The 19,315-nt window shown below is 38.9% G+C and carries 15 protein-coding genes; 5 read left to right on the forward strand and 10 right to left on the reverse strand.

Annotated elements, in window-relative coordinates:
- Positions 1-898 precede the first annotated feature (898 nt).
- Genes istA through DH10bf12_RS03585 form a run of 3 tightly spaced genes read left to right on the forward strand, consistent with a single transcriptional unit; the run spans position 899 to position 3,398 of the window.
- Positions 899-2,452, forward strand: coding sequence for an IS21 family transposase (gene istA, locus DH10bf12_RS03575; RefSeq protein WP_471736652.1), 1,554 nt, complete (start codon positions 899-901; stop codon positions 2,450-2,452).
- A complete protein-coding gene (gene istB / locus DH10bf12_RS03580; RefSeq protein ID WP_471737241.1) occupies positions 2,452-3,201 on the forward strand; it encodes an IS21-like element helper ATPase IstB in 750 nt (249 codons plus the stop codon). Before istA ends, istB begins: the two co-directional genes overlap by 1 nt.
- On the forward strand, positions 3,198-3,398 hold the full coding sequence (locus DH10bf12_RS03585) for a hypothetical protein (RefSeq protein WP_471736651.1): 201 nt from the start codon (positions 3,198-3,200) through the stop codon (positions 3,396-3,398). Before istB ends, DH10bf12_RS03585 begins: the two co-directional genes overlap by 4 nt.
- Before the next feature lie 812 nt (positions 3,399-4,210).
- Here the strand turns inward: DH10bf12_RS03585 and DH10bf12_RS03590 are convergent.
- The 7 genes from DH10bf12_RS03590 to rlmH all read right to left on the reverse strand — a co-directional run bounded on the left by DH10bf12_RS03590 (position 4,211) and on the right by rlmH (position 14,185).
- A complete protein-coding gene (locus DH10bf12_RS03590) occupies positions 4,211-5,722 on the reverse strand; it encodes an Eco57I restriction-modification methylase domain-containing protein (RefSeq protein WP_471737242.1) in 1,512 nt (503 codons plus the stop codon).
- 111 nt (positions 5,723-5,833) lie between these two features.
- On the reverse strand, positions 5,834-6,490 hold the full coding sequence (locus DH10bf12_RS03595) for an MAE_28990/MAE_18760 family HEPN-like nuclease (RefSeq protein ID WP_471737243.1): 657 nt from the start codon (positions 6,488-6,490) through the stop codon (positions 5,834-5,836).
- On the reverse strand, positions 6,480-7,592 hold the full coding sequence (locus tag DH10bf12_RS03600; protein ID WP_471737244.1) for a GmrSD restriction endonuclease domain-containing protein: 1,113 nt from the start codon (positions 7,590-7,592) through the stop codon (positions 6,480-6,482). The genes DH10bf12_RS03595 and DH10bf12_RS03600 overlap by 11 nt, the downstream gene beginning before the upstream one ends.
- Positions 7,593-7,694: 102 nt before the next feature.
- Positions 7,695-10,763 (reverse strand): type I restriction endonuclease subunit R, encoded by a 3,069-nt coding sequence (locus DH10bf12_RS03605; RefSeq protein ID WP_471737245.1) that lies wholly within the window; start codon positions 10,761-10,763, stop codon positions 7,695-7,697.
- Positions 10,764-10,772: 9 nt separating this feature from the next.
- Entirely contained in the window at positions 10,773-12,035 is a 1,263-nt protein-coding gene (locus DH10bf12_RS03610) for a restriction endonuclease subunit S (RefSeq protein ID WP_471737246.1), read from the reverse strand.
- Positions 12,032-13,576 (reverse strand): type I restriction-modification system subunit M, encoded by a 1,545-nt coding sequence (locus DH10bf12_RS03615; RefSeq protein WP_471737247.1) that lies wholly within the window; start codon positions 13,574-13,576, stop codon positions 12,032-12,034. Before DH10bf12_RS03615 ends, DH10bf12_RS03610 begins: the two co-directional genes overlap by 4 nt.
- A gap of 129 nt (positions 13,577-13,705) precedes the next feature.
- On the reverse strand, positions 13,706-14,185 hold the full coding sequence (gene rlmH / locus DH10bf12_RS03620) for a 23S rRNA (pseudouridine(1915)-N(3))-methyltransferase RlmH (RefSeq protein ID WP_471737248.1): 480 nt from the start codon (positions 14,183-14,185) through the stop codon (positions 13,706-13,708).
- 139 nt (positions 14,186-14,324) lie between these two features.
- Between rlmH and DH10bf12_RS03625 the strand changes: the two genes are divergently transcribed.
- Positions 14,325-15,740 (forward strand): RQC-minor-2 family DNA-binding protein, encoded by a 1,416-nt coding sequence (locus DH10bf12_RS03625; RefSeq protein WP_471737249.1) that lies wholly within the window; start codon positions 14,325-14,327, stop codon positions 15,738-15,740.
- A 50-nt stretch (positions 15,741-15,790) separates the two neighbouring features.
- On the opposite strand, the gene DH10bf12_RS03630 is transcribed toward DH10bf12_RS03625, so the two are convergent.
- The 3 genes from DH10bf12_RS03630 to DH10bf12_RS03640 form a co-directional block, all read right to left on the reverse strand.
- Positions 15,791-16,147 carry a hypothetical protein gene (locus DH10bf12_RS03630; RefSeq protein ID WP_471737250.1) on the reverse strand — a complete coding sequence of 119 codons (357 nt, stop codon included), beginning with the start codon at positions 16,145-16,147 and terminating at the stop codon, positions 15,791-15,793.
- 285 nt (positions 16,148-16,432) lie between these two features.
- On the reverse strand, positions 16,433-17,053 hold the full coding sequence (locus DH10bf12_RS03635; RefSeq protein ID WP_471737251.1) for a hypothetical protein: 621 nt from the start codon (positions 17,051-17,053) through the stop codon (positions 16,433-16,435).
- Between the two features lie 84 nt (positions 17,054-17,137).
- The gene (locus DH10bf12_RS03640) at positions 17,138-18,001 is read right to left on the reverse strand and encodes a DegV family protein (protein ID WP_471737252.1); all 864 of its coding nucleotides are present in this window, start codon (positions 17,999-18,001) and stop codon (positions 17,138-17,140) included.
- A gap of 167 nt (positions 18,002-18,168) precedes the next feature.
- Here DH10bf12_RS03640 and DH10bf12_RS03645 point away from each other — a divergent pair, with 167 nt between their 5' ends.
- Positions 18,169-19,230, forward strand: a complete 1,062-nt coding sequence (locus tag DH10bf12_RS03645) for a saccharopine dehydrogenase family protein (protein ID WP_471737253.1) — start codon at positions 18,169-18,171, stop codon at positions 19,228-19,230.
- Positions 19,231-19,315: the final 85 nt, after the last annotated feature.

Genomic DNA, 19,315 nt, shown 5'->3' on the forward strand with positions numbered 1-19,315 from the left:
TCTAAATACTAGATAAGCTAACACTTACGTTGCAACTTGAGGAAGTAGAACCAAGCTATTAAGAAATAAATTAGATAGAAATACTCTAATCTCCCTAAAAAAATCAAGTACTGATTTAGAACAGTACTTGATTTTTTTATTTAAATCATTTATTTTTTAAACGCTTAGTTCCTACAACCATTCTTATCACAATTAATTCTGGAACTTGTATTCACCCAATGACTTGAATGTTCACTGGTATTAAAACCGCAACCAGTATTACCACCTTTACTACCACTATGAACTACTCCTGTCGGTGTATGCTTTACCGCCATTTATATTACCTCCACAATTTTTTCTACAAACACTGCAGATAATCATCTGGATTGAGACAATACATAGCCTGCCAGTGATTTAGCTTTTTTACCAGATCGCTTATCTCTTAGTACAGCTGATGCTTTGCGAGATAGTTTTGGAATTGATGTTTCTTGGAACTTTTTTTAGCCATATTTTATACTTCCCAAACTTTTTTAAAGATACGAACGTCAGTTTCGGGGTTAAATTTTATCAGCACATTTATTATAGTTAGTTACAAATACAAATTTTTTTACTAAGAAACTTCTAACTATTGAGTTGCAGCTCTAGTTAGGAGTTTTTTTGATGTGAATTTCAGCTTTTCTCTTATTAATCTCACCTCCTGCACTCCATTGAAGTAAAAATTCACCTCCCTATTTAATTCTAAACACAAATTTCCATTAATGGCAATAATTGAATACAGCCATTAGATTGACCCACCTTTGCCATCTTTTTGATCCACTAGTGACACGTTTTTATACCACCTCTGCCATAGAGAGATCCACCCTTCTTTATAATTGAAGTGCACCTTACGGTGTAAATCAGTTATACAGGAGGGTTTTTTATGGTTAAATATCGGGAAATCCTGAGGCTGCACGCTCAGGGAATAAGTCAAAGGGGGATTGCTTCAAGCACTTCAAATTCCAGGAATACCATTAGAGAGGTATTGAAAAGAGCTGAGGAATGTCAGACAAAGTGGCCATTAGAGGAAGGAATGACGGATCAAGATTTACAGGCGTTATTGTTTCCAGAAAAGCATACTTCAATTGATTTCAGAAGAAAACCAGACTGTAATCTTATTCATAAAGAGTTAGCTAAGCCTGGCGTTAATTTAACGTTACTATGGGAAGAGTATTCTTTAAGCTGCCGATCAAGCGAAGAAATCCCCTATAGCTATCGTCAATTCTGCAGAGTCTACCATGATTATGCTTGCAAGACAAAGGCGACAATGCGTATCAAACGGAAACCGGGAGAGCTGTTGGAAGTTGATTGGGCTGGTCAAACCATGTCATTGAAAGATCAGCTTACAGGTGAAGACATACCTGTTTATATCTTTGTTTCTGCCCTTCCGTGCAGTCAGTACGCTTACGTAGAAGGTTTCCTCTCGATGAACGCAGAGGCCTGGATCACAGCTCATATCCATGCATTTCAGTTTTATGGCGGTGTTCCGAGAGTCATTGTGCCCGACAACCTTAAAACCGGTGTGGTAAAGGCTTCAAGATATGAACCAATCATCCATACAGGCTATCAGGAGATGGCCGAACACTATCAAACGACGATTGTTCCAGCGCGTGTGAGACACCCAAAAGATAAGGCAAGCGCTGAAAGTACAGTTGGACACATTTCTACATGGATTATCGCTTCACTAAGAAACCAGGAGTTTTTTAGCTTACAAGAATTAAATAGTGTCGTTCATGAAAAGCTTAAGGAATTTAATCACAAACCGTTTCAAAAGAAACAAGGAAGCAGACACACGGCATTCAAAGAAGAAGAGCACTTCGCATTAACACCGTTGCCTGCTTCAACATACGAAATCGCAACTTGGCGAATTGCGACCGTACAATACGATTATCACATAGTTGTCGATAAAATGTTTTACTCAGTTCCCTATGATTACGTCAAATATCAAGTAGATATTCGAGTGACCAGAACCATTGTAGAGGTGTTTTATAAAGGGTTGCGAATTGCTTCTCATAAAAAATTAAAGGGCAAGCCTGGACAGTTCAGTACACTGTCTGATCATATGCCTAAAGAACATAAACAGTATGTGGACTTTGATCAGTCATACGTCCGTAACTGGGGTGCAACAGCTGGCGCAAATATTTTAGTCACCATCGATCGTATTTTTGCTTCTTATCGGGTTGAAAAACAAGCTATTAAAGCTTGTCTGGGCGTTATTAAACTGGCGGATCAATACTCTGTAGAGCGCTTAGAAAAAGCGTGTGAGCGCGCATTGAAACATACAAGCAGACCTACGCTGAAAAGTATCCAGACGATCTTAAAGAATGGACAAGATAAACTGCCTGACACTTTTAAAGAGGACATCGTTAAAAAAGACATGAAACCCAACCCTTACGGTTTTACAAGAGGCGCAGACTACTATGGAGGTAAGAACTAATGACAACTGAAAACACACTAACTAAATTGAATGAGATGAGAATGACCGCGATGGCAGAAAGATATATGGACCAATTAAAAAATCCTGAATATCAGGAGTTATCGTTTGAAGATCGCTTCGGTATGCTTGTAGACATTGAGTGGGGACGAAGAAAAAATGCCAAACTGGATCGACTCATCAGAAGTGCAGAATTTAGAGATAGCCAGGCTTGTATTGAAGACATTGAATACCATGGTGACCGTAAATTAGATAAAACACAGATCCTGAGATTATCGACAGGAAGATATATCGAGGAAAAGCACAATATCATTATCAAAGGTGCATCCGGAAACGGAAAAACATATCTGGGGTGTGCTTTTGGCGTCGCTGCCTGTCGTCAGTTCTATAAAGTGAAATACATCCGTCTGCCTGATTTATTAGATGAGCTCGCAGTCGCTAGAGGTGAAGGTATTTACCGTAAGGTCATCAAAAAGTATACAAAAGTAGAGTTGTTGATTCTTGATGAATGGCTCTTAACCCCGCTGAGAGAAACTGAGGCGAGAGACCTTCTGGAGATCATCGAATCAAGGTATCAAGTAGCCTCCACCATCTTCTGTTCGCAGTTTGATCCTCGGGGATGGCATGAAAAGATTGGAGAAGGTACACTGGCAGATGCCATTCTTGATCGCATTGTACACGGCTCATATCACTTGATGTTAGATGGGGATGTTTCTATGCGGGAGCGCCATGGACTGGAGGGTTCACGATGATTCCTGAAGAAGTAGAAAATCGTATTGCGAGGTATTTCTTTCATAACTTTATGCCTGAAGAGCTAATGGTAGATATTGAAGAATACCTTCTTTGCCACTGTCTTTACACGGATGAAGAAGATATTGATATCGATTTCCTTGTGTTTGAGGCTGTAGTTATACTTAGAGACAGGTTGCAGGGAATGAAGCTAAAATAGATTAATATAAACAAAACAGCCATTGTGTTTCCATGGCTGTTTTCTATTAAATCTGCTTGTACTCTATTTTTTTTATCTTTATGTGGATCTCGTATGGCAACGGTGGATCAAATGGATGTCATTGGTGGGTCAAAAAGATGGCAACACTGGATCTATCCCTTGGCTGTAGTCAATAATGATATAATTATTAATTTTCTCACTTTTCAACTCGTTAGATGTATGTGTGATATATGCCGAAATCTAATTTTAAATATTTACATTCAATCCACTCTCTTAAATATTTTATCTAATAAAGCAAAAAAACACAACATGTTGTTAAATATTTATAGAAACGTACTATATATTGATTTTGGAATTAAAAATAACAGTCTGATAAAAATTTTAAATATTTGCTATTTCTCACTTAATTAATTTTTCTGTTTATTTACTTTTGTCATTGGTAAGAAATAAGAAAAACGCTGATTCAAATTCATCAGCGCTAAAAATTTTCTATAAACCTTTTCGCAATACGATTCAATTCACCCTGAATCTCTACAAATTCACAATTCAAATCCAAAGGCTTCACGCTCATCTTATTTCCACTAATAGAGTAGGTCTGATCAGGTGTTATATCTTCATCAGTTTTTGCATTAAGCAACAAATCTTCAACAGTAGCTTTAACAACACCTCTGCTTTTATCCATCACATAAGTGTATAGTGGATGGTTGTACATTTGTATTGTTCTGGAGTGGTCATTTAAATGGCGCCTATTTAATATTTCATATTAAAGTAACAAAAATATTTAGAGCTACGAATTTTATATTATTTTATTATTAGAAAAATAATATATTGTCAATTAGGTGGTCTATTCTTTCTTGAGAAGGTAGTTTTTGATCATATTGAGTCCCCAAAAATTCTAATTGCTTTAGTGATGGATACTTTAAAGTTTTTAAGTCCCCCACATTCACTTGGGTACTCCCACTAAAAGTTCTAAAATAGTTATCTACTAATGATGAATTTAAATATAACGATAAACCTCTTGCTAAGTTTAAGTTATCTAAGCCAGAAAAATTTATATGAAAATAATTCAGATTATTATTAAAAGCTACTTTTCTTTGTGACGTTTTTTCACTGTTATATATAGCCGCGACTACCCTTTTACGCTCTTCTTTTGAACTCATTCTTTTGACTAATACATAAATACCTGGTTCTCTTAATTTATTTATATTACTTTCACTTTCTAATATAAATCCTGGTTTTTTCCCGAATATTGGCCATTTTACAAAGCCAGCCACAAAGTTTTCAGGGTATATTATTGGCAGTGACCATATATTCCCCTCATGAGATAAAAGAGATGGATGCTCTCTAAAATCTACTATAGGTCCGGTTGAAACACTAATATTTAAATCTTTTAATACACAATTCAGATTATGCATCCGCTCTACAATAGTTGTGTCTTCATCTTTAATTATACGAATTAAATTTTCTGGATCATTTGTAAATACTACTTCTTCAAAACTTTTTTGAATAGTTGTTATTTCAGAAAATTCATCTTTGACTGACTGGGTTACCTCAATCCTATCATTTGCATTTTGTTTGTTTTTTGACAAATACATGATTAGTGTTTCTTGCAGTACGTCATCTTTGAATATATTTTTTCTAGAATCAAAAACATGCAACTTTTCTATTTTGACTCTAGTTGTGAGATCCTTTCTAAAGGCTTTAAAATATTGTCCATTGCAAAAGCTTCTAGGAATAATACAAACTAATTGGGCTTTCTTATTCAGTAAGCGGTATGATAATGCGACAAACGCTGCATAAAAGTTCGGGACGTCTATTCCAATTTTCATTAAACTTTGTTTATGCTGTTGATTTGTCCCCATTTTTTTGTAAGGTGGATTTAACAAAATATAATCAAAAAGATTTTTACTGTCCTTAAAGTTAATATCATTAATACAGCTCTCAATATAGTCTTGATTAATTATTGTCACTTCTAATTCAATATTGTTATTTTCACAAAATTCTTTAGCAAGTTCTATATTTTTATTTAGGTCTGGAATCAATGTGGAGTCAATTTCGTATAATACCGCTATAATTTTTTGAGGTTTATTTTCCCATTTACAAACCGTGGAGATAAAAGATGCAGTTAAATTACCAAGTCCAGCACCAGCATCTAAAAATCTTATAACCGATTTGCCTTGGGGTTTGAACATAGAACTCATAAAAGATGCAACGGATAACGGCGTGAAGTATTGTTCATTTTTTTCTTTGTTTTCGGTATTTAGCCTGTTTAAAGATACTGCTGTAGAATTATTATTAATATTATCTAAAAAACTTGTTATCATAATGTAGCCTCCATAGACTATATTATATATTATTATCTATACTACTTAAATAACTTAAAAAGACTGAACATATAGCGAGTCCAGTCTTTTAAGTATATTATTTCAAATAATTTATAATTTTAAATACCCTTTTATTTCAGCCGCTTCAATTACTTGACTTTTGAAGCTCTCCATAATAGATAAAACTTGATTGTAAACTTCATTGAAATTATATTCAGTGTCTTTATAATTTTCTCCATGAACAATTTCATGTCTATATTTTAACATTTCATTATCTATGTAATTCTTTTTCGTTTCATATATATTTTCTAACCCTATACTTTTAATTATTTCATCAAACAATTCAAAGTTTAGATTTGAATTTGTGTTAATAATTCTGTTAAAAGGTCTATCGTCATATTTAATATAAAATACTTCTTCTTTTATACTTTCCAACCTTAAAATAAATTTAGTATGGACTGTATTTTTTGGTGAAGACCCTAAATTGATTACATCTCTTTTAAGTTTGAATGCTACAAAATTCTCTTTAAGGTATTTAAATTTTATTTTTTGATTGCAAACATAAACAACATAGTAATTTGCTACGCTTCTTATAAATCCTTCCCAATGAGCACACAGCAACGCTATTCCACTGCGTACAAGAGTTTTTTTCGAGAGAGCAGCATTATTTTTTTCAATAGCCATTTTCAACTGCAGAAGCTCCAATTTTCTCCAAGAAAAATCCTTATCAATCTTTTCCTCCAACTTTTCGATACTTCTAATTTTCATTTTTAAATATTTCCCTAGACAAACTAGTCAACTCTTGAAACCTAGCAATTGGTCTTTTACCTCTCGTCGTAGCATGTGCAAATCTACTATCAAATGGAATTTCTTTAATTTTCTCTTCCAATTCACTTATATCTTTCCATTTTTCGTAATTTTCACTTAACCCAACCACAATAACTTCATACATACTAAGTGAAAATCCACCCGAAAAATCACCTTTTTCAGAGTTATACTTTTTAAAGCCATTATCCCCTAAGGACTTATCTAATAAGTTTATTGCTTCTTTAAAGTCTTCAATAAATTGTTTTAAATCTGCTGAACTTAACTCCATCAAGTTCATCAATTCTTCTGTTAAATATATTCCCATATCTTGTTGCAGATTAATTTCTTCCAAATTTGCTGACCGGGCTACAATATATCTTACTATTAATTCTTTGTCATACTGCTCTTCTAAAAACTTTGAGGTTAGCGATAACATGCCCTGAAGGACATCATTTCTAGCTAAAGAATTTACCATCTCATGGTATTCTGGGTTAATCATTAGCATCAAACAATTTCTAATTTCTTGCCCTGTAAGTTGTGAGCTATTTGTATTTAACCTCTGAAACATCTCATATTTGGCTTTAGGGTTCGTAGTACTATCAATAATTATAAAATCTAGTTTACTTCTCTTAATACGCCTTCTTAAATCAGCACTTAAACTGTTTGTGGTGTCATGCTTGTTTTCCCACCATTTACCCTCGAGTGAAGGTAAAAATTTTGTCTTTGTCATTCTGCTAGGCTCATACAACTCTTCTTCACTGTTTCTTTTTTTTAAGATTCCTACAAATTCGAGTACTGTACTTATTCTCTGTAATCCGTCTATTACATCCCATTTCCCTGAAGATTCTTGTGCCACGAATATAGGAGGAATTGGTATTCCTAATATTATCGACTCTATTAAGTCAGATTTTTGAGTTTGATTCCATCTAAAATATCTTTGATACTCGGGAAAAATTTCAATGTCATCTTCTTTATACAGATTAGTGACTTCTCCAATGGACATACTATATGAGTCTGTTTTTATCTCATTAATGCTTGCTTCTATTTCTTTTTCTAAACTCACATTATCACTCCACTTCCACATTTGATTCAATTATCTCAAACATAAGGACAGATTTAAACAAAAAACAATACAATTTTCCTAAATGTATTGTCTTAGTATACATTATGCGTTATTTGGCCAACCTCTATATTGTTCTATTGCTTCCTCCATAATAGCCTTTGTGATAAATATTAGTTGCTCTCCCTTAATTCCCTCTTTCATTAACACTTTTTTTACTGCCATGTTTACCTTGGCGTAAATATTCTTCCGATGTTCATTAGTCCAGTCCTGACTTAGGTTTTTCTTTAATTCTTTAACTACCTTATGAATAAGGTCCGCTAAAAACTTATTATCGAAAGCTTCCATTTTTAGTGATGTAATTGCTTTATAAAATTCAACTTCTTCATCAGATAGTCCTAGGTTCTTACGAAAGTCTGCTTCGTCATCGACTTGGTTTTTCATGTCAGCCATCATTCGTACAACATCCGCTGCTTGTATAATACGGTTATGGTAATCTTTTAGTGTTTTCTCAAGTAGTTCACGCATTTGCTTTTCTTTAGGGCTGTTCCGTTTGAAATTGACTTGAATATGGTCTTCAAGTAGTTTTTTTAGTAGTTTAAGACGAAGGTCTTCATGATCTTTTCTCCCTTGCATATCTTTTAGAAAATCTTCATCAAGAATACTGATGTCGGGCTTCTCAATACCTGCGACTTTGTATATATCGACCGGTTCTTTCGATTCTAAGTGTTGGTCAATCAACATATTTAGTCGTTCTTCCACAGTCCAGTTTGATTTAAAATCAATATTTTGCGCAGAGAGATATTTTCTCACTTGAATACGAACCATTTGATATAGAGTAACTTCATCCGAATAAGGAATTACCCTATCGATATGTTTGACCAACTTATATGCCTTCTCTAGCTTTACACAATCCTCAACAAAGGCTTCCGGATCTCCGTTTAATTGATTATTAACAAGATCCGCAATTAAATCATCACGAATGACTTTTGATAGAGAACGCCAATCATCACGATGTTTAATATCACCAAAATACTTACGCACTTCTTCTAATTTGCTATTAAAGAGGCTAATTGCTTGGTCGACATCTATGTCCATGGTATTTGTTGCATTATCGCCCGTATAGAGGTTGGTTGCTTCCTTGAGTGATGTTGCAATACCAATAAAGTCAACAATCAGTCCACCTTCTTTACCGGGGAAAACTCGGTTAACACGTGCAATTGCCTGTATAAGGTTATGGCCTTTCATCGGTTTATCGACATACAAGAATGATAGATTTGGTGCATCAAATCCAGTAAGCCACATTGAAACGACGATAACTAATTTGAGAGAATCATCAGTTTTCTTTAAACGTCCTTTAACTTCCTCTTGTTCTTCTTTCGTTTTAATGTGGGGGTACTTACTACCAGGATTTATCTTTCGCCATGAGTCAGGGTCTTTTGATACATCTCCAGTCATGATAATCTCTACTTCTGGACAGTCGTTATGTTTTTTTAATTCATCGAACAAACGAACGGCAATCTGACGACTCATACAAACAATCATGCCCTTTTGATATGGATCTGCCGCTCTATTAAAATGATCTAGAATACTTTTAGAAAGTCTTTGGAGGCGTTTCGGTGTTCCAACAACTTTCTCTAAAGCTGCCCATTTCAATTTGTAGGATCGTGACTCCTCATCACCAAGCCCAACCTCGTTGACCAGATCAGTAAATTCTTCATCTATATCTGCACCATCATAGTCTAATGGGATCATCCGACTTTCATAATAAAGTGGTAATACCGCTTTATCTTGTACGGCCTGTGCCATATCATAACGGTGAATAACATGGCCAAATATTTCTTCTGTATTATTACCAAGTAACTTGACTGGCGTTCCAGTAAAGCCGACAAATGAAGCATTCGGTAAAGCAAATCGTAGTTGAGCTGCATACCCTCCATCAAATCCACTTTGTGTGCGGTGAGCCTCATCTGAAATTACGATAATGTTCCTTCTTTCCGATAACACGGGGTGTTTAGCTTCGCCTTCTTTCAAACGGAATTTTTCAATCGTTGAAAAGACAATCTGTCCACCTTCACCTCTAAGGATTTCTCGTAATTGGTCTGCTTTTTTCGCATGATGAATATGTCCAATTAAACTCCAGCCTTCTGAAAAAGTTTCGTGGAGTTGCTCGTCTAAATCATTACGATCCACCTGCACTACAACGGTGGGATTGTCCAAATCCTTATGTCTAGACAAAATTGCTGAATAAAATAACATACTGATACTCTTACCAGAGCCTGTGGTATGGTACATCACACCAATTTTGTGATCACCGTTCGGGCGGGTCGCTCGTATGGTTTCTTCAACTGCAAAATTCACACCGAAAAACTGGTGATATTTTGCACCGATCTTAACTCTGGAATCTCCTTTATCCAGATAAACGATAAAATTACGTATGTAGTTTAATAACCGATCCTTCTCGAACAAACCTTGAATTAACGTCCGCATGGTGTTGACTACATTATTGTCTACGTTAACCCCATCTATTGTTTTCCAAGAAGCAAAGAAATCAAAAGGAGCAGATGGCATCCCGTGTTTGGTTTCGATGCCATCAGAAATAACCGTAAATGCAATGTATTCAAAAAGTTGGGAGATATCATGAGTGTAATTGCGGATTTGAGTATAAGCATCATAAACAGTAGCATTTTCTTTGTTTGGGTTTTTAAGTTCAAACAGTATTAGTGGAAGTCCGTTCATATAAACAATGATGTCTGGCCGGCGGGACATACGCCCTTCAATAGATAACTGATTAACGACTAAGAAGTCATTATTTTCAAGGGTAGTCCAATCAATCGGATAGACGTGTTGGACTTTTTCTTCACCTTTATCCTCGTAAATAAACTCAAGGCCTTTTACGCACTTTTGGTGGAAAATAAAATTACGTTCTTCCCAGCCAACCCCTTCGTTTAAAATAAACAAGTTTGCTAAACGTCTAATTTCATTTTCGGGAATCATTGGATAAACATCACTTAAGAAAGATTCAAGCCGCCCTTTTAAAACAACCTCTTGCACTCGTTCTCGTTCCCCCCGTTGAAAAAGTTCCTGTCCATGCAAATACATGTAGTCAAGCCCCGTCAACCGCTCAATCGTCGTTTCTTCGAAATCCGATTCCATTAATCTCCCCATGACCATCCCTCCCTTTTATTGCATCACCTTTTCAATCGTTTCTTCAGCTTCAGATAAGTCTATATCGCCTGATAACAGTCTTGGTAGAAGATAATTACGCGTTTGCTCTAAACTTTCTATCTGATGCTGATTTATACGAATGGAGTTAAATATGTTTTTCACTCTTTCATCAAAACTTAGCATAGTACAAGGATCCGGTAATATGACTTTTATATTTGAGAAATTTTTCTTGTTTAGGTTCAATGTTGCCGTTCCACTGCTACCAAGAGAAACTATATTAGACGAAATACTTTTAAAAAACAAATAAGTAAAGTAAGGGCTTATCTCTTCTTTACATATTATGCTATTTATCTGCTGATTTGTTTGGCTGATTCTATCGGTTAGACAAACCAAGCCAGGTGTTGCAATACAACTAACACAAACTGTATTTTCAGGTAAGTATTTATTCTTTTGTGATTTTGCACCTAAATCGGATAACATTGATTCCGTCTTAATAGAATATATTTGGTTATGCATATCTGGTATCTTTATAAATGGTATATCAAATCCATAGTTCTCAGTTTTATTTGTAGGAGGGGTTTTTCCTGTAACTACTTCTCCTAAATCTAAAACCCTCTTAAACTTCCACCCTTTTGGTATTATCCCTACTTCCGTTTCTACGAATTCACCTTCTTGGAATGGTCCAAATTCTTCAAACCAATGTTTGTAAATGGTGATTGCCATTTTTTCAAGAGTTTCGTTAATCTTAATATTGACGTCAATTTTATTATTTAAAGCGCATATAATAGATGAAATTCTTTTTTGCAATTCAATCGGAGGCAATATCATGTCTATATATTTAATATGACTAGGTCCAAAATTAGGTTGAGCAGAACCTAACGCATAACTATCCATTTGTGATTTATAATGACTTGATCTCAGGTACGAATATAAGTATCCTTGGTCAAGTTCATGAGTTTTAGTATGAAACCTGATGACACTTGTGTTCATCATCATGGGTAAATGTTCTTTTTTTACCTGTGCAATTTTACCGTAACTAACACCCGATGTCGTAATAACCACATCATTTTCTTCAACCGCAAAGTGACTGTATTTTGAATTAAATTCATCCAAAGAAATGTATTTTTCAGTATAATAATAATCAATGGTTCCCGATTTTGTTATCATCCCTATAGTTATCACTTTCATTCCACTTTCGGTCCATTGATATGTCCTTAATCCAGGTCCTTCCTGATAAAAGACGTAATCTTCAAGTTTCACTAATGGATATTTACTCAAACTAATCCCTCCAAATCCTTCTTAATTTTTTCTTGGAGGCGATTAGATTCTTCAAATTGGTTAAATAATTTCACTCTTAAATTTTCCATTTTTTCTTCAAACGGAATACCATCATCTTCCTCTTCTTCTGTACCAACATAAATTCCGGGAGTTAGTTTATAATCGTTTTCTTTTATTTCATCTATTGTTGTTACTTTACAAAACCCTGGAATATCCAGGACTTTTTCTTTTTCAAACTTAAAGTTATGATACACTCTTGCAATATATTCAATTTCTTCTTCAGATAATGCTTTTTGCTTTCGACTAACAAGAGATCCCTTTTGACGAGCATCAATGAATAGAATTTCATTTCTTCGTTCCCGATAATCGCCTTTCCCATCACGGTTCTTACTCAAGAAGAATAGGCAACAAGGAATACCCGTAGACAAGAATAATTTTTCAGGTAGCGCCACAATACAATCAATATATCCGTTATCTACAAACCATTCACGAACAGGACGTTCTCCTCTTTGATTTGTTGTCATTGCCCCATTAGCCATAACATACCCTGCTGATCCTTTATCATTTAAATGATGAAAGAAATGCTGCATCCACATATAGTTGGCATTAGAGTCCGTAACAGGACCAATTAAACGTGGATCATCACTTGATAGACGATTTGCTCCCCAACCATCTTGGTTAAATGGTGGATTAGCAATAACATAATCAGCCTTTAAATCAGGAAACTTGTCATCCAATAATGAGTTTCCAAGACGAATATCTGCATTTAACCCGTGAAGTAAAACATTCATCTTCCCTAATCGGGCTGTTGTTGTCACGTTCTCCTGTCCATAAAAAGAAAGTTCGTGACGGCGGGGTGTGTACTCTTCAGATTGAATGAACATACCGCCTGAACCACACGCAGGGTCCAAGACAGTACCCTTAATAGGCTCTAACATGCGAACAAGTAGGCTTACTACAGAATAAGGAGTATAGAACTCGCCCCCTCGCTGTCCTTCTGTAGATGCAAATTCCGAGATAAAGTATTCATAAACACGTCCTAATACATCAACACTTCTTTCATTATTAGCACTAAATACATCACGAGAAAAAATTTCTATTAACCCCGATACGTTTTCAGCAGGTAAATTACTTCCTTGAAAGATTCGAGGTAACATTCCTTCTAAATCAGGGTTTTCTTCCTCAAGGCGCTTCATAGCATTATCAAGGATTTCCTTGATATTTGGTTGTTTAGCATTCTTTAAGATATAAGACCAACGTGACTCTTCGGGAACAACATACACATTTTCGGACATATACATGTCTGGGTCTTCTTTAATTATCTGTTGAGTTTCTTCATCAGAAGCGTACCAGTCACTGTTAGGATCCTTAACTAAATTGTCTATCTCCTCTTTACGTAGGTCGTAACGATTTGATAAGTAACGTAAAAAGATTAGTGGTAAAACGTAATGTTTATAGTCAGACGGTGCCACACTTCCTCGCATGTTTGTGGCTGCATCGAACAAGTCTTTTTGAAAATTTATATCTGCTTTTGCTACCATTGTTAATCCCCCAAAAAATCTTTAATGTATATTTTTGTATCTATTTTACCATACTCACAATAAAGTCAAATAATACAGCTGAAAAATCTTCTCTTTTCTAAGTAGACATAAAGTTTAAAAAGCCTCTACCTACTTATGATATGGCTCGTTTCTAATAATCCTAAAACTTCGATAAACCTGCTCCACCAATACCAATTTCATCAACTGATGAGGAAACGTCATCTTAGAAAATGATAGTCCAAAATCACTTCTCTTCAACACTTCATCACTGAGTCCAAGTGATCCACCAATGACAAAAGCAATTTTACTTTTCCCATAGGTCGCAAGCTTGTCGATTTCTTTTGCCAGCTGCTCTGATGTGAGCTGTTTGCCGTTGATTTCGAGTGTGATGACGTGGGTATCGGATGCGATTTTAGAGAGAATGCGTTCACCTTCTTTTTGTTTGACGATTTGCATGTCGGCTTCGCTCAGGTTTTCGGGTGCTTTTTCGTCAGGGACTTCGATTTCTTCGATGTTGCAGTAGGCGCCGAGGCGTTTGGTGTATTCAGCGATGCCCTGTTTGAGGTATTTTTCTTTGAGTTTGCCGACTGTGATGATTTGTATTTTCATAATGGTCCTCCGGGTGTTGTGATGGTATTAGTTTAACATGGATGGGCTGTGCTGGAACTTCCGAGACTATCCAAATTAGAGTAAGGGCCTGATGGGCTTTATAATGAGTTGAGGGGTTAGAAGTAAGGAGTGTTTTATTATGATGCCAGGGGTTAAGATTGAACCTTATGATAAATTATTGTTTATGCCGGTTGGGCGCAGGTATGCGAATATCCGCTCGATTGGGCATAAGGAGGAGCGTGCGGTGCTGTCCCGTCTTCAGCAGGCGGTTCATCGTGCGCTGCCTCAGTTTTCCTATAGAGAGCTTAAGGATATAAAGGAATTTTTGCATGCGGACTGCTGGCGGATGCCGGTTCCGGTGACGCGTGAGGAGGAGCTGTATCCGCAGCTGATGCGGCCTGAGATGTTTTTGTGGCAGGAGCATTCGGCACAGCGCGGGCTTCCGATTGATGAGAGTTATTTTTATGGGAAGATCTACAGCCGGCTGTCAGCTGAGGGGCTGCATCATCATGTGTCGTATGTGCTGAAGGATTATGCGTTCTGTGCGAAGCTGCACCGGATGAAGCGTGAGTACTGGCTGGATCAGATCTATGATGCTTACAGCCGCCATCCTTTTATAGAGCTCGCAAAAGAAAAGAATCATGTTGTGGAAGCTGTTGAGAAGATGAACAGGTCTTCTCTTTTAGCTGTGTTGAAATATCCTGAGGACATCGCTTACTGGCGGCACCGCGTGGAGATTGTGATGCGGCCTTACCGTGATATTCCCTTTGCGTGGCGCTGGGAGATGTGTACGCATGAAAAAGAGCTTGCCGTAGATGGTGAAGCGCTTGTGTGCGCGTGTCCGGTGTGTGAGTATGCGGTGAAGTATCACGTTGACGAGGAGCGCATTGAGCTGCGTGAAGAGCCGATTATGGAGCGCACAGTGAAGCGGATCGCAACGATTGAACGCCAGCTGAATGAGATGGCGGCGCAGAGTATGAATGTCGTGGAGGCGCTGCGTGACGTGCAGGATGTGAAGCATTGGCTGAATGCTTTTAGCGGGAAGCTTGAACGGCTCGTTTCGTTAAAAAATGAGTTGGGTGTGGAAGTGCCTGAAGTGGTTGGGTGCTATGAGCAGCTGAAGGCGGTCCGTCTGCCTAAAGAGCGCGTGGAGCCGACACTGATGAGTCTGTCTCAGGTCGTGCTGCCTGATACGAAGGTGCTGAAGGCGGTACAGCAATGGAAGACACTTGAGGTGTCAGAGGCGGCGCTTGATGAGCTTATTAGTGAATGGTCGATGCTGCTTGAGGCGAACCAGCCAAAGCCGGATGATGTGATGGTTGAAGTTGAAGGCTTTCAGGTAACGCGCGCTGAAGTGGAGCGTGTGGAGGCTTTTTTAGATGAAACTGAGCTCACGCTGACACTGCATTTATTGGCGCAGACGTTGATGGGTGAGCCGACGAATAAAGTACGGACGCTCGGACTGCATGAGACGGCTGTTTTTGGCATGCTTGGGGAATGGCCGGAGAAGTATGTGGTGCGGGCTGTGAAGAAGTTGTTTAAGGAGAAGATATAAAAAAAGAGTATCAGTCTGCTGGAATAAGCGGGCTGATACTCTTTTTTAGTTTAAACGGAATCGCCTGCAGTGATGGTTGTGTCGCTTTTGTATGCAGGAGATTTTGTTTTGTTAAGTATTTGTATGATCGGAACGAGTGGTGATAAAGCGAATACTACGTGAATGATCAGTTCAAAATTGAATGGTGCCCAGTTGATTAAGGCTAATGTGCTGAGCGTCATTATGAGTAAAATGATGGCGAATGGCTTTTTGATTTGCGGGCTTTTCATGTTGTTGAGGACTAGCAGAGAGACCGCGATACTGTTCCAGATTATTGTGAACCAGGGATTGATGTACCGCTCGAAGTTCGCGAACAAAAGGATGGCAATGGCGCCGGCGATCAGGACAAAATCAAGTGTCTTCTTCATTTTGTAATTCCCCCTAGTGGATGGTTTCTCGGGAACCCTGGCTCGGTGACAGCAATTTGGTTATTTTCCATTTAATTCATTTTAACATAAAGGGTTTTGTCTTGTGCGGAGGTTTTGGGATACTAGAACGGATGGGTATTTGTACCCGAAGTAGCGAACATCAGGGGTTGAGTGTCGAACCAACGGAGTCGAAGCGCGAACACTAAGTGTTGAACGCCGAACCAGTACGCGCAAAACGCGAAACGCCCGGGACATACGTCGAACCCCCAACCGTCACCAACTTCATCAAAACGTAATCGGCACCGTCCCCGCATCCTCAAACACATCCGTCACTTCCCACTCATACATCTGAACCGCACTCAAAATCGCGCGTCTTGTCTCGTATTCACGGGAGTTATAAGGAACCGTAATCGACTTCTCACCGTCTGAGAATGTATAGGACAGAACTGCAGAATTGCTTTCATCTACAAGCCGTGTGACCTCCTCTACTTCTTCCCAGGCAATATGCTCTTCTGAAAATGTCCAGAATGAGTTGCCGGTTACGCCGTTTTCGTCTAAGTAAGCGTAGTGGTAAATGGATAATGCAAACAAAAGAGGGGCGAATGCCATCAGAATGACGTGAAGGCCTGCGAGTTTATAAGGCGTGTTCTTTCGTTCTGAGTATCTTTTTGTAAAAAGGAATGACAGTAGCACAACCGCAATCCAGATCATCGCGGCGCCAAAGCCCATATACGCTTCCGACGGGCGCAGGAATGACCAGTGATCGCGCGAGTAGAAGAGCATATCCTGAATGAACATGACGAAGATGCCAGGCAGGAAAAAGGCGGTTAAGATTAATAAAATAGCTGTGGTTGAGATATATGGCATGACCGTATCGGCATCTGAATTGCGGATCTTTTTCAGCATAAAAATAACCTCCGGGGGTTTCGTCTACTTCGTTTTACGAATAAAGACTTCCGGAGGTTTCATATTTTGTTAATTTTCTGACTGTTATTTCTCCATGAAAAACATCGAAATTCCGCCCGGTCCAACGTGGGTTCCGACTGCAACGCCCATTTGCATAACGTAGATCTCGCCACCAAAGTCAGTCTCTTCCTGCATTTTCACCTTTAAGTTCTCAGCGACAGTAGCATCTGTCGTATAACCGATGATGACAAATTCAGTCTGCTCAGGGTCATTGCGCTTTTTAAATTCTTCGACGTAATGCTTCAGTACTTTTTTGCGGCCGCGTTCTTTTGCGACAACCGCTCCCTTGCCGTCCTTCATCGTCATAACAGGCTTCAGCATCAGCAGCTTCCCGATCATTGCGCTCGCATTTGAGATCCGCCCGCTTTTAATGAGGTGGTTCAGGTCATCAACTGACAAAAAGTGCTTAACGTTTGTTTTATACTGTTCGTTAAAGCCGACGATTTCTTCAAACGTGGCGCCTCTTTCACGCATCAGCGCGCTTTTCACAAGCAGCCAGCCGCTCCCGTGACTCATACATTTAGAATCGATGATTTGAATATGCACAGGTGAAGTCGGATGCTCCTCGTAAAAGTAATCCCGTGCGATTTCAGCAGACTGATACGAGCCGCTCGTCCCGCTCGACATACAGATACACAGAATATGCGTATAGCCCGATTCAACTGCTTCCTCCATAATCGCCAGATACTCAGCCGGACTCGGTGCACCGGTCGTCGGAAAATCAGAGAGATCCTCAAGCATTTTGAAAAAAGTATCCGGATCGATTTCAACTTTATCTTTATAGGACTTGCCGTCAATATTAATCTTCAGTGGCGCAGTGCTGATGTCGTACTGTTCAAGTATTTCATTAGACAGATCACACGTTGAATCAGCCATTATTTTAATCATATGAACCTCCAGTAAACTCTTGATATAAACCTATTGTAAGCCATTTCAGGATGGAAAAGTAATTTAGTTGCGTATTTCAACTATTTTTGTGACGGCTTTGAAAAGGAAATGTTTGTTACACACTGCTATACTTATGAACAATTCAACCACTGAAAGGATGAACCAGAATGTCAACATGGATGATCTACGGAGCAAACGGCTACACAGGCGAGCTCATTGCGCGCCAGGCAGTAAAAGATGGTATGAACCCGGTGCTTGCCGGACGTAACGAGGAAGCGATCAATCAGCTTGCAGGTGAGCTCGGACTCGAATCAAGCGTGTTTTCACTTGATGAGCCTGGGACAGTCGCTGAAAAGCTTGAAGGAATGGAAATTGTCCTGCACTGCGCCGGACCCTTTTCAAAGACAAGCCGTCAAATGGTCGAAGGCTGTCTTACTGCAGGTGCGCACTACCTTGATATCACCGGTGAAATCGGCGTGTTTGAAATGATTCATGCGCCTGAAATGTCCAAGCGTGCTGCTGATAAAGGGATCGTCCTGTGCCCGGGCGTCGGGTTTGACGTGATCCCGACTGACTGCACAGCGCACAAGCTGAAAGAACTCATGCCAAATGCAGTCTCGCTCTCACTCGGATTTTCATTTTTAGCAGGCATGTCACCCGGTACAACAAAAACAATGATTGAGGGACTTTCCAGCGGAAGCGCTGAGCGGAAGGACGGGAAGATTGTGCCTTTTACAATGGGCACTAAAAAAAGGACGCTTGATTTCGGCAAAGGACAGCAGCCCGTTACAGCGATTCCGTGGGGAGACGTCTCAACTGCGTACCATACGACGAAAATCCCCAATATCACGACCTGGATCCCGCTATCTGAGCGTCAGATCCGAGGGGCACGCGTCATGTCCGTTGTCGCACCCGTACTCGGAACGAAACCGGTTCAAAAGCAGCTGCTGAAATGGGTAGACCGCTCCATCAAAGGACCGGATGAACGTGCGCGGGAGAATGCACCGTCTTATATTGTCGGTGAAGCAAAGGCTGAGGATGGCCGGACAGTCACGGTGCGGATTAAAACGACGAATGCTTACACACTGACTGCACTCGGGTCACTGGAAGTCGTGCGCCGGATGCTCGGGCGCGATCTGCCTTCAGGAAGCTTTACGCCGGCCGGGCTTTTTGGCTCGGGGCTGGTGGAGTCGCTTGAGGGATCGGGTGAATTTGAGGTTGTAGAGTAATGGTGTTGGCCCGGGATGTGGATCCCGGGCTTTTTTGTGCGGTTTTAGGGTGGGTCTTTGTGCCTGAAGTGGCGAACATAGGGTG

Source organism: Jeotgalibacillus sp. 10bf12 (assembly GCF_055597105.1).

Coding starts and splice junctions, on each gene's coding strand:
- DH10bf12_RS03595 (WP_471737243.1), bottom strand. CDS start 6,490: ATGAAAATTAGAAGTATCGAAAAGTTGGAGGAAAAGATTGATAAGGAT.
- DH10bf12_RS03630 (WP_471737250.1), bottom strand. CDS start 16,147: ATGAAGAAGACACTTGATTTTGTCCTGATCGCCGGCGCCATTGCCATC.
- DH10bf12_RS03640 (WP_471737252.1), bottom strand. CDS start 18,001: ATGATTAAAATAATGGCTGATTCAACGTGTGATCTGTCTAATGAAATA.
- DH10bf12_RS03615 (WP_471737247.1), bottom strand. CDS start 13,576: ATGGTAGCAAAAGCAGATATAAATTTTCAAAAAGACTTGTTCGATGCA.
- rlmH (WP_471737248.1), bottom strand. CDS start 14,185: ATGAAAATACAAATCATCACAGTCGGCAAACTCAAAGAAAAATACCTC.
- DH10bf12_RS03585 (WP_471736651.1), top strand. CDS start 3,198: ATGATTCCTGAAGAAGTAGAAAATCGTATTGCGAGGTATTTCTTTCAT.
- DH10bf12_RS03590 (WP_471737242.1), bottom strand. CDS start 5,722: ATGATAACAAGTTTTTTAGATAATATTAATAATAATTCTACAGCAGTA.
- DH10bf12_RS03625 (WP_471737249.1), top strand. CDS start 14,325: ATGATGCCAGGGGTTAAGATTGAACCTTATGATAAATTATTGTTTATG.
- DH10bf12_RS03645 (WP_471737253.1), top strand. CDS start 18,169: ATGTCAACATGGATGATCTACGGAGCAAACGGCTACACAGGCGAGCTC.
- istA (WP_471736652.1), top strand. CDS start 899: ATGGTTAAATATCGGGAAATCCTGAGGCTGCACGCTCAGGGAATAAGT.
- DH10bf12_RS03635 (WP_471737251.1), bottom strand. CDS start 17,053: ATGCTGAAAAAGATCCGCAATTCAGATGCCGATACGGTCATGCCATAT.
- DH10bf12_RS03605 (WP_471737245.1), bottom strand. CDS start 10,763: ATGGTCATGGGGAGATTAATGGAATCGGATTTCGAAGAAACGACGATT.
- istB (WP_471737241.1), top strand. CDS start 2,452: ATGACAACTGAAAACACACTAACTAAATTGAATGAGATGAGAATGACC.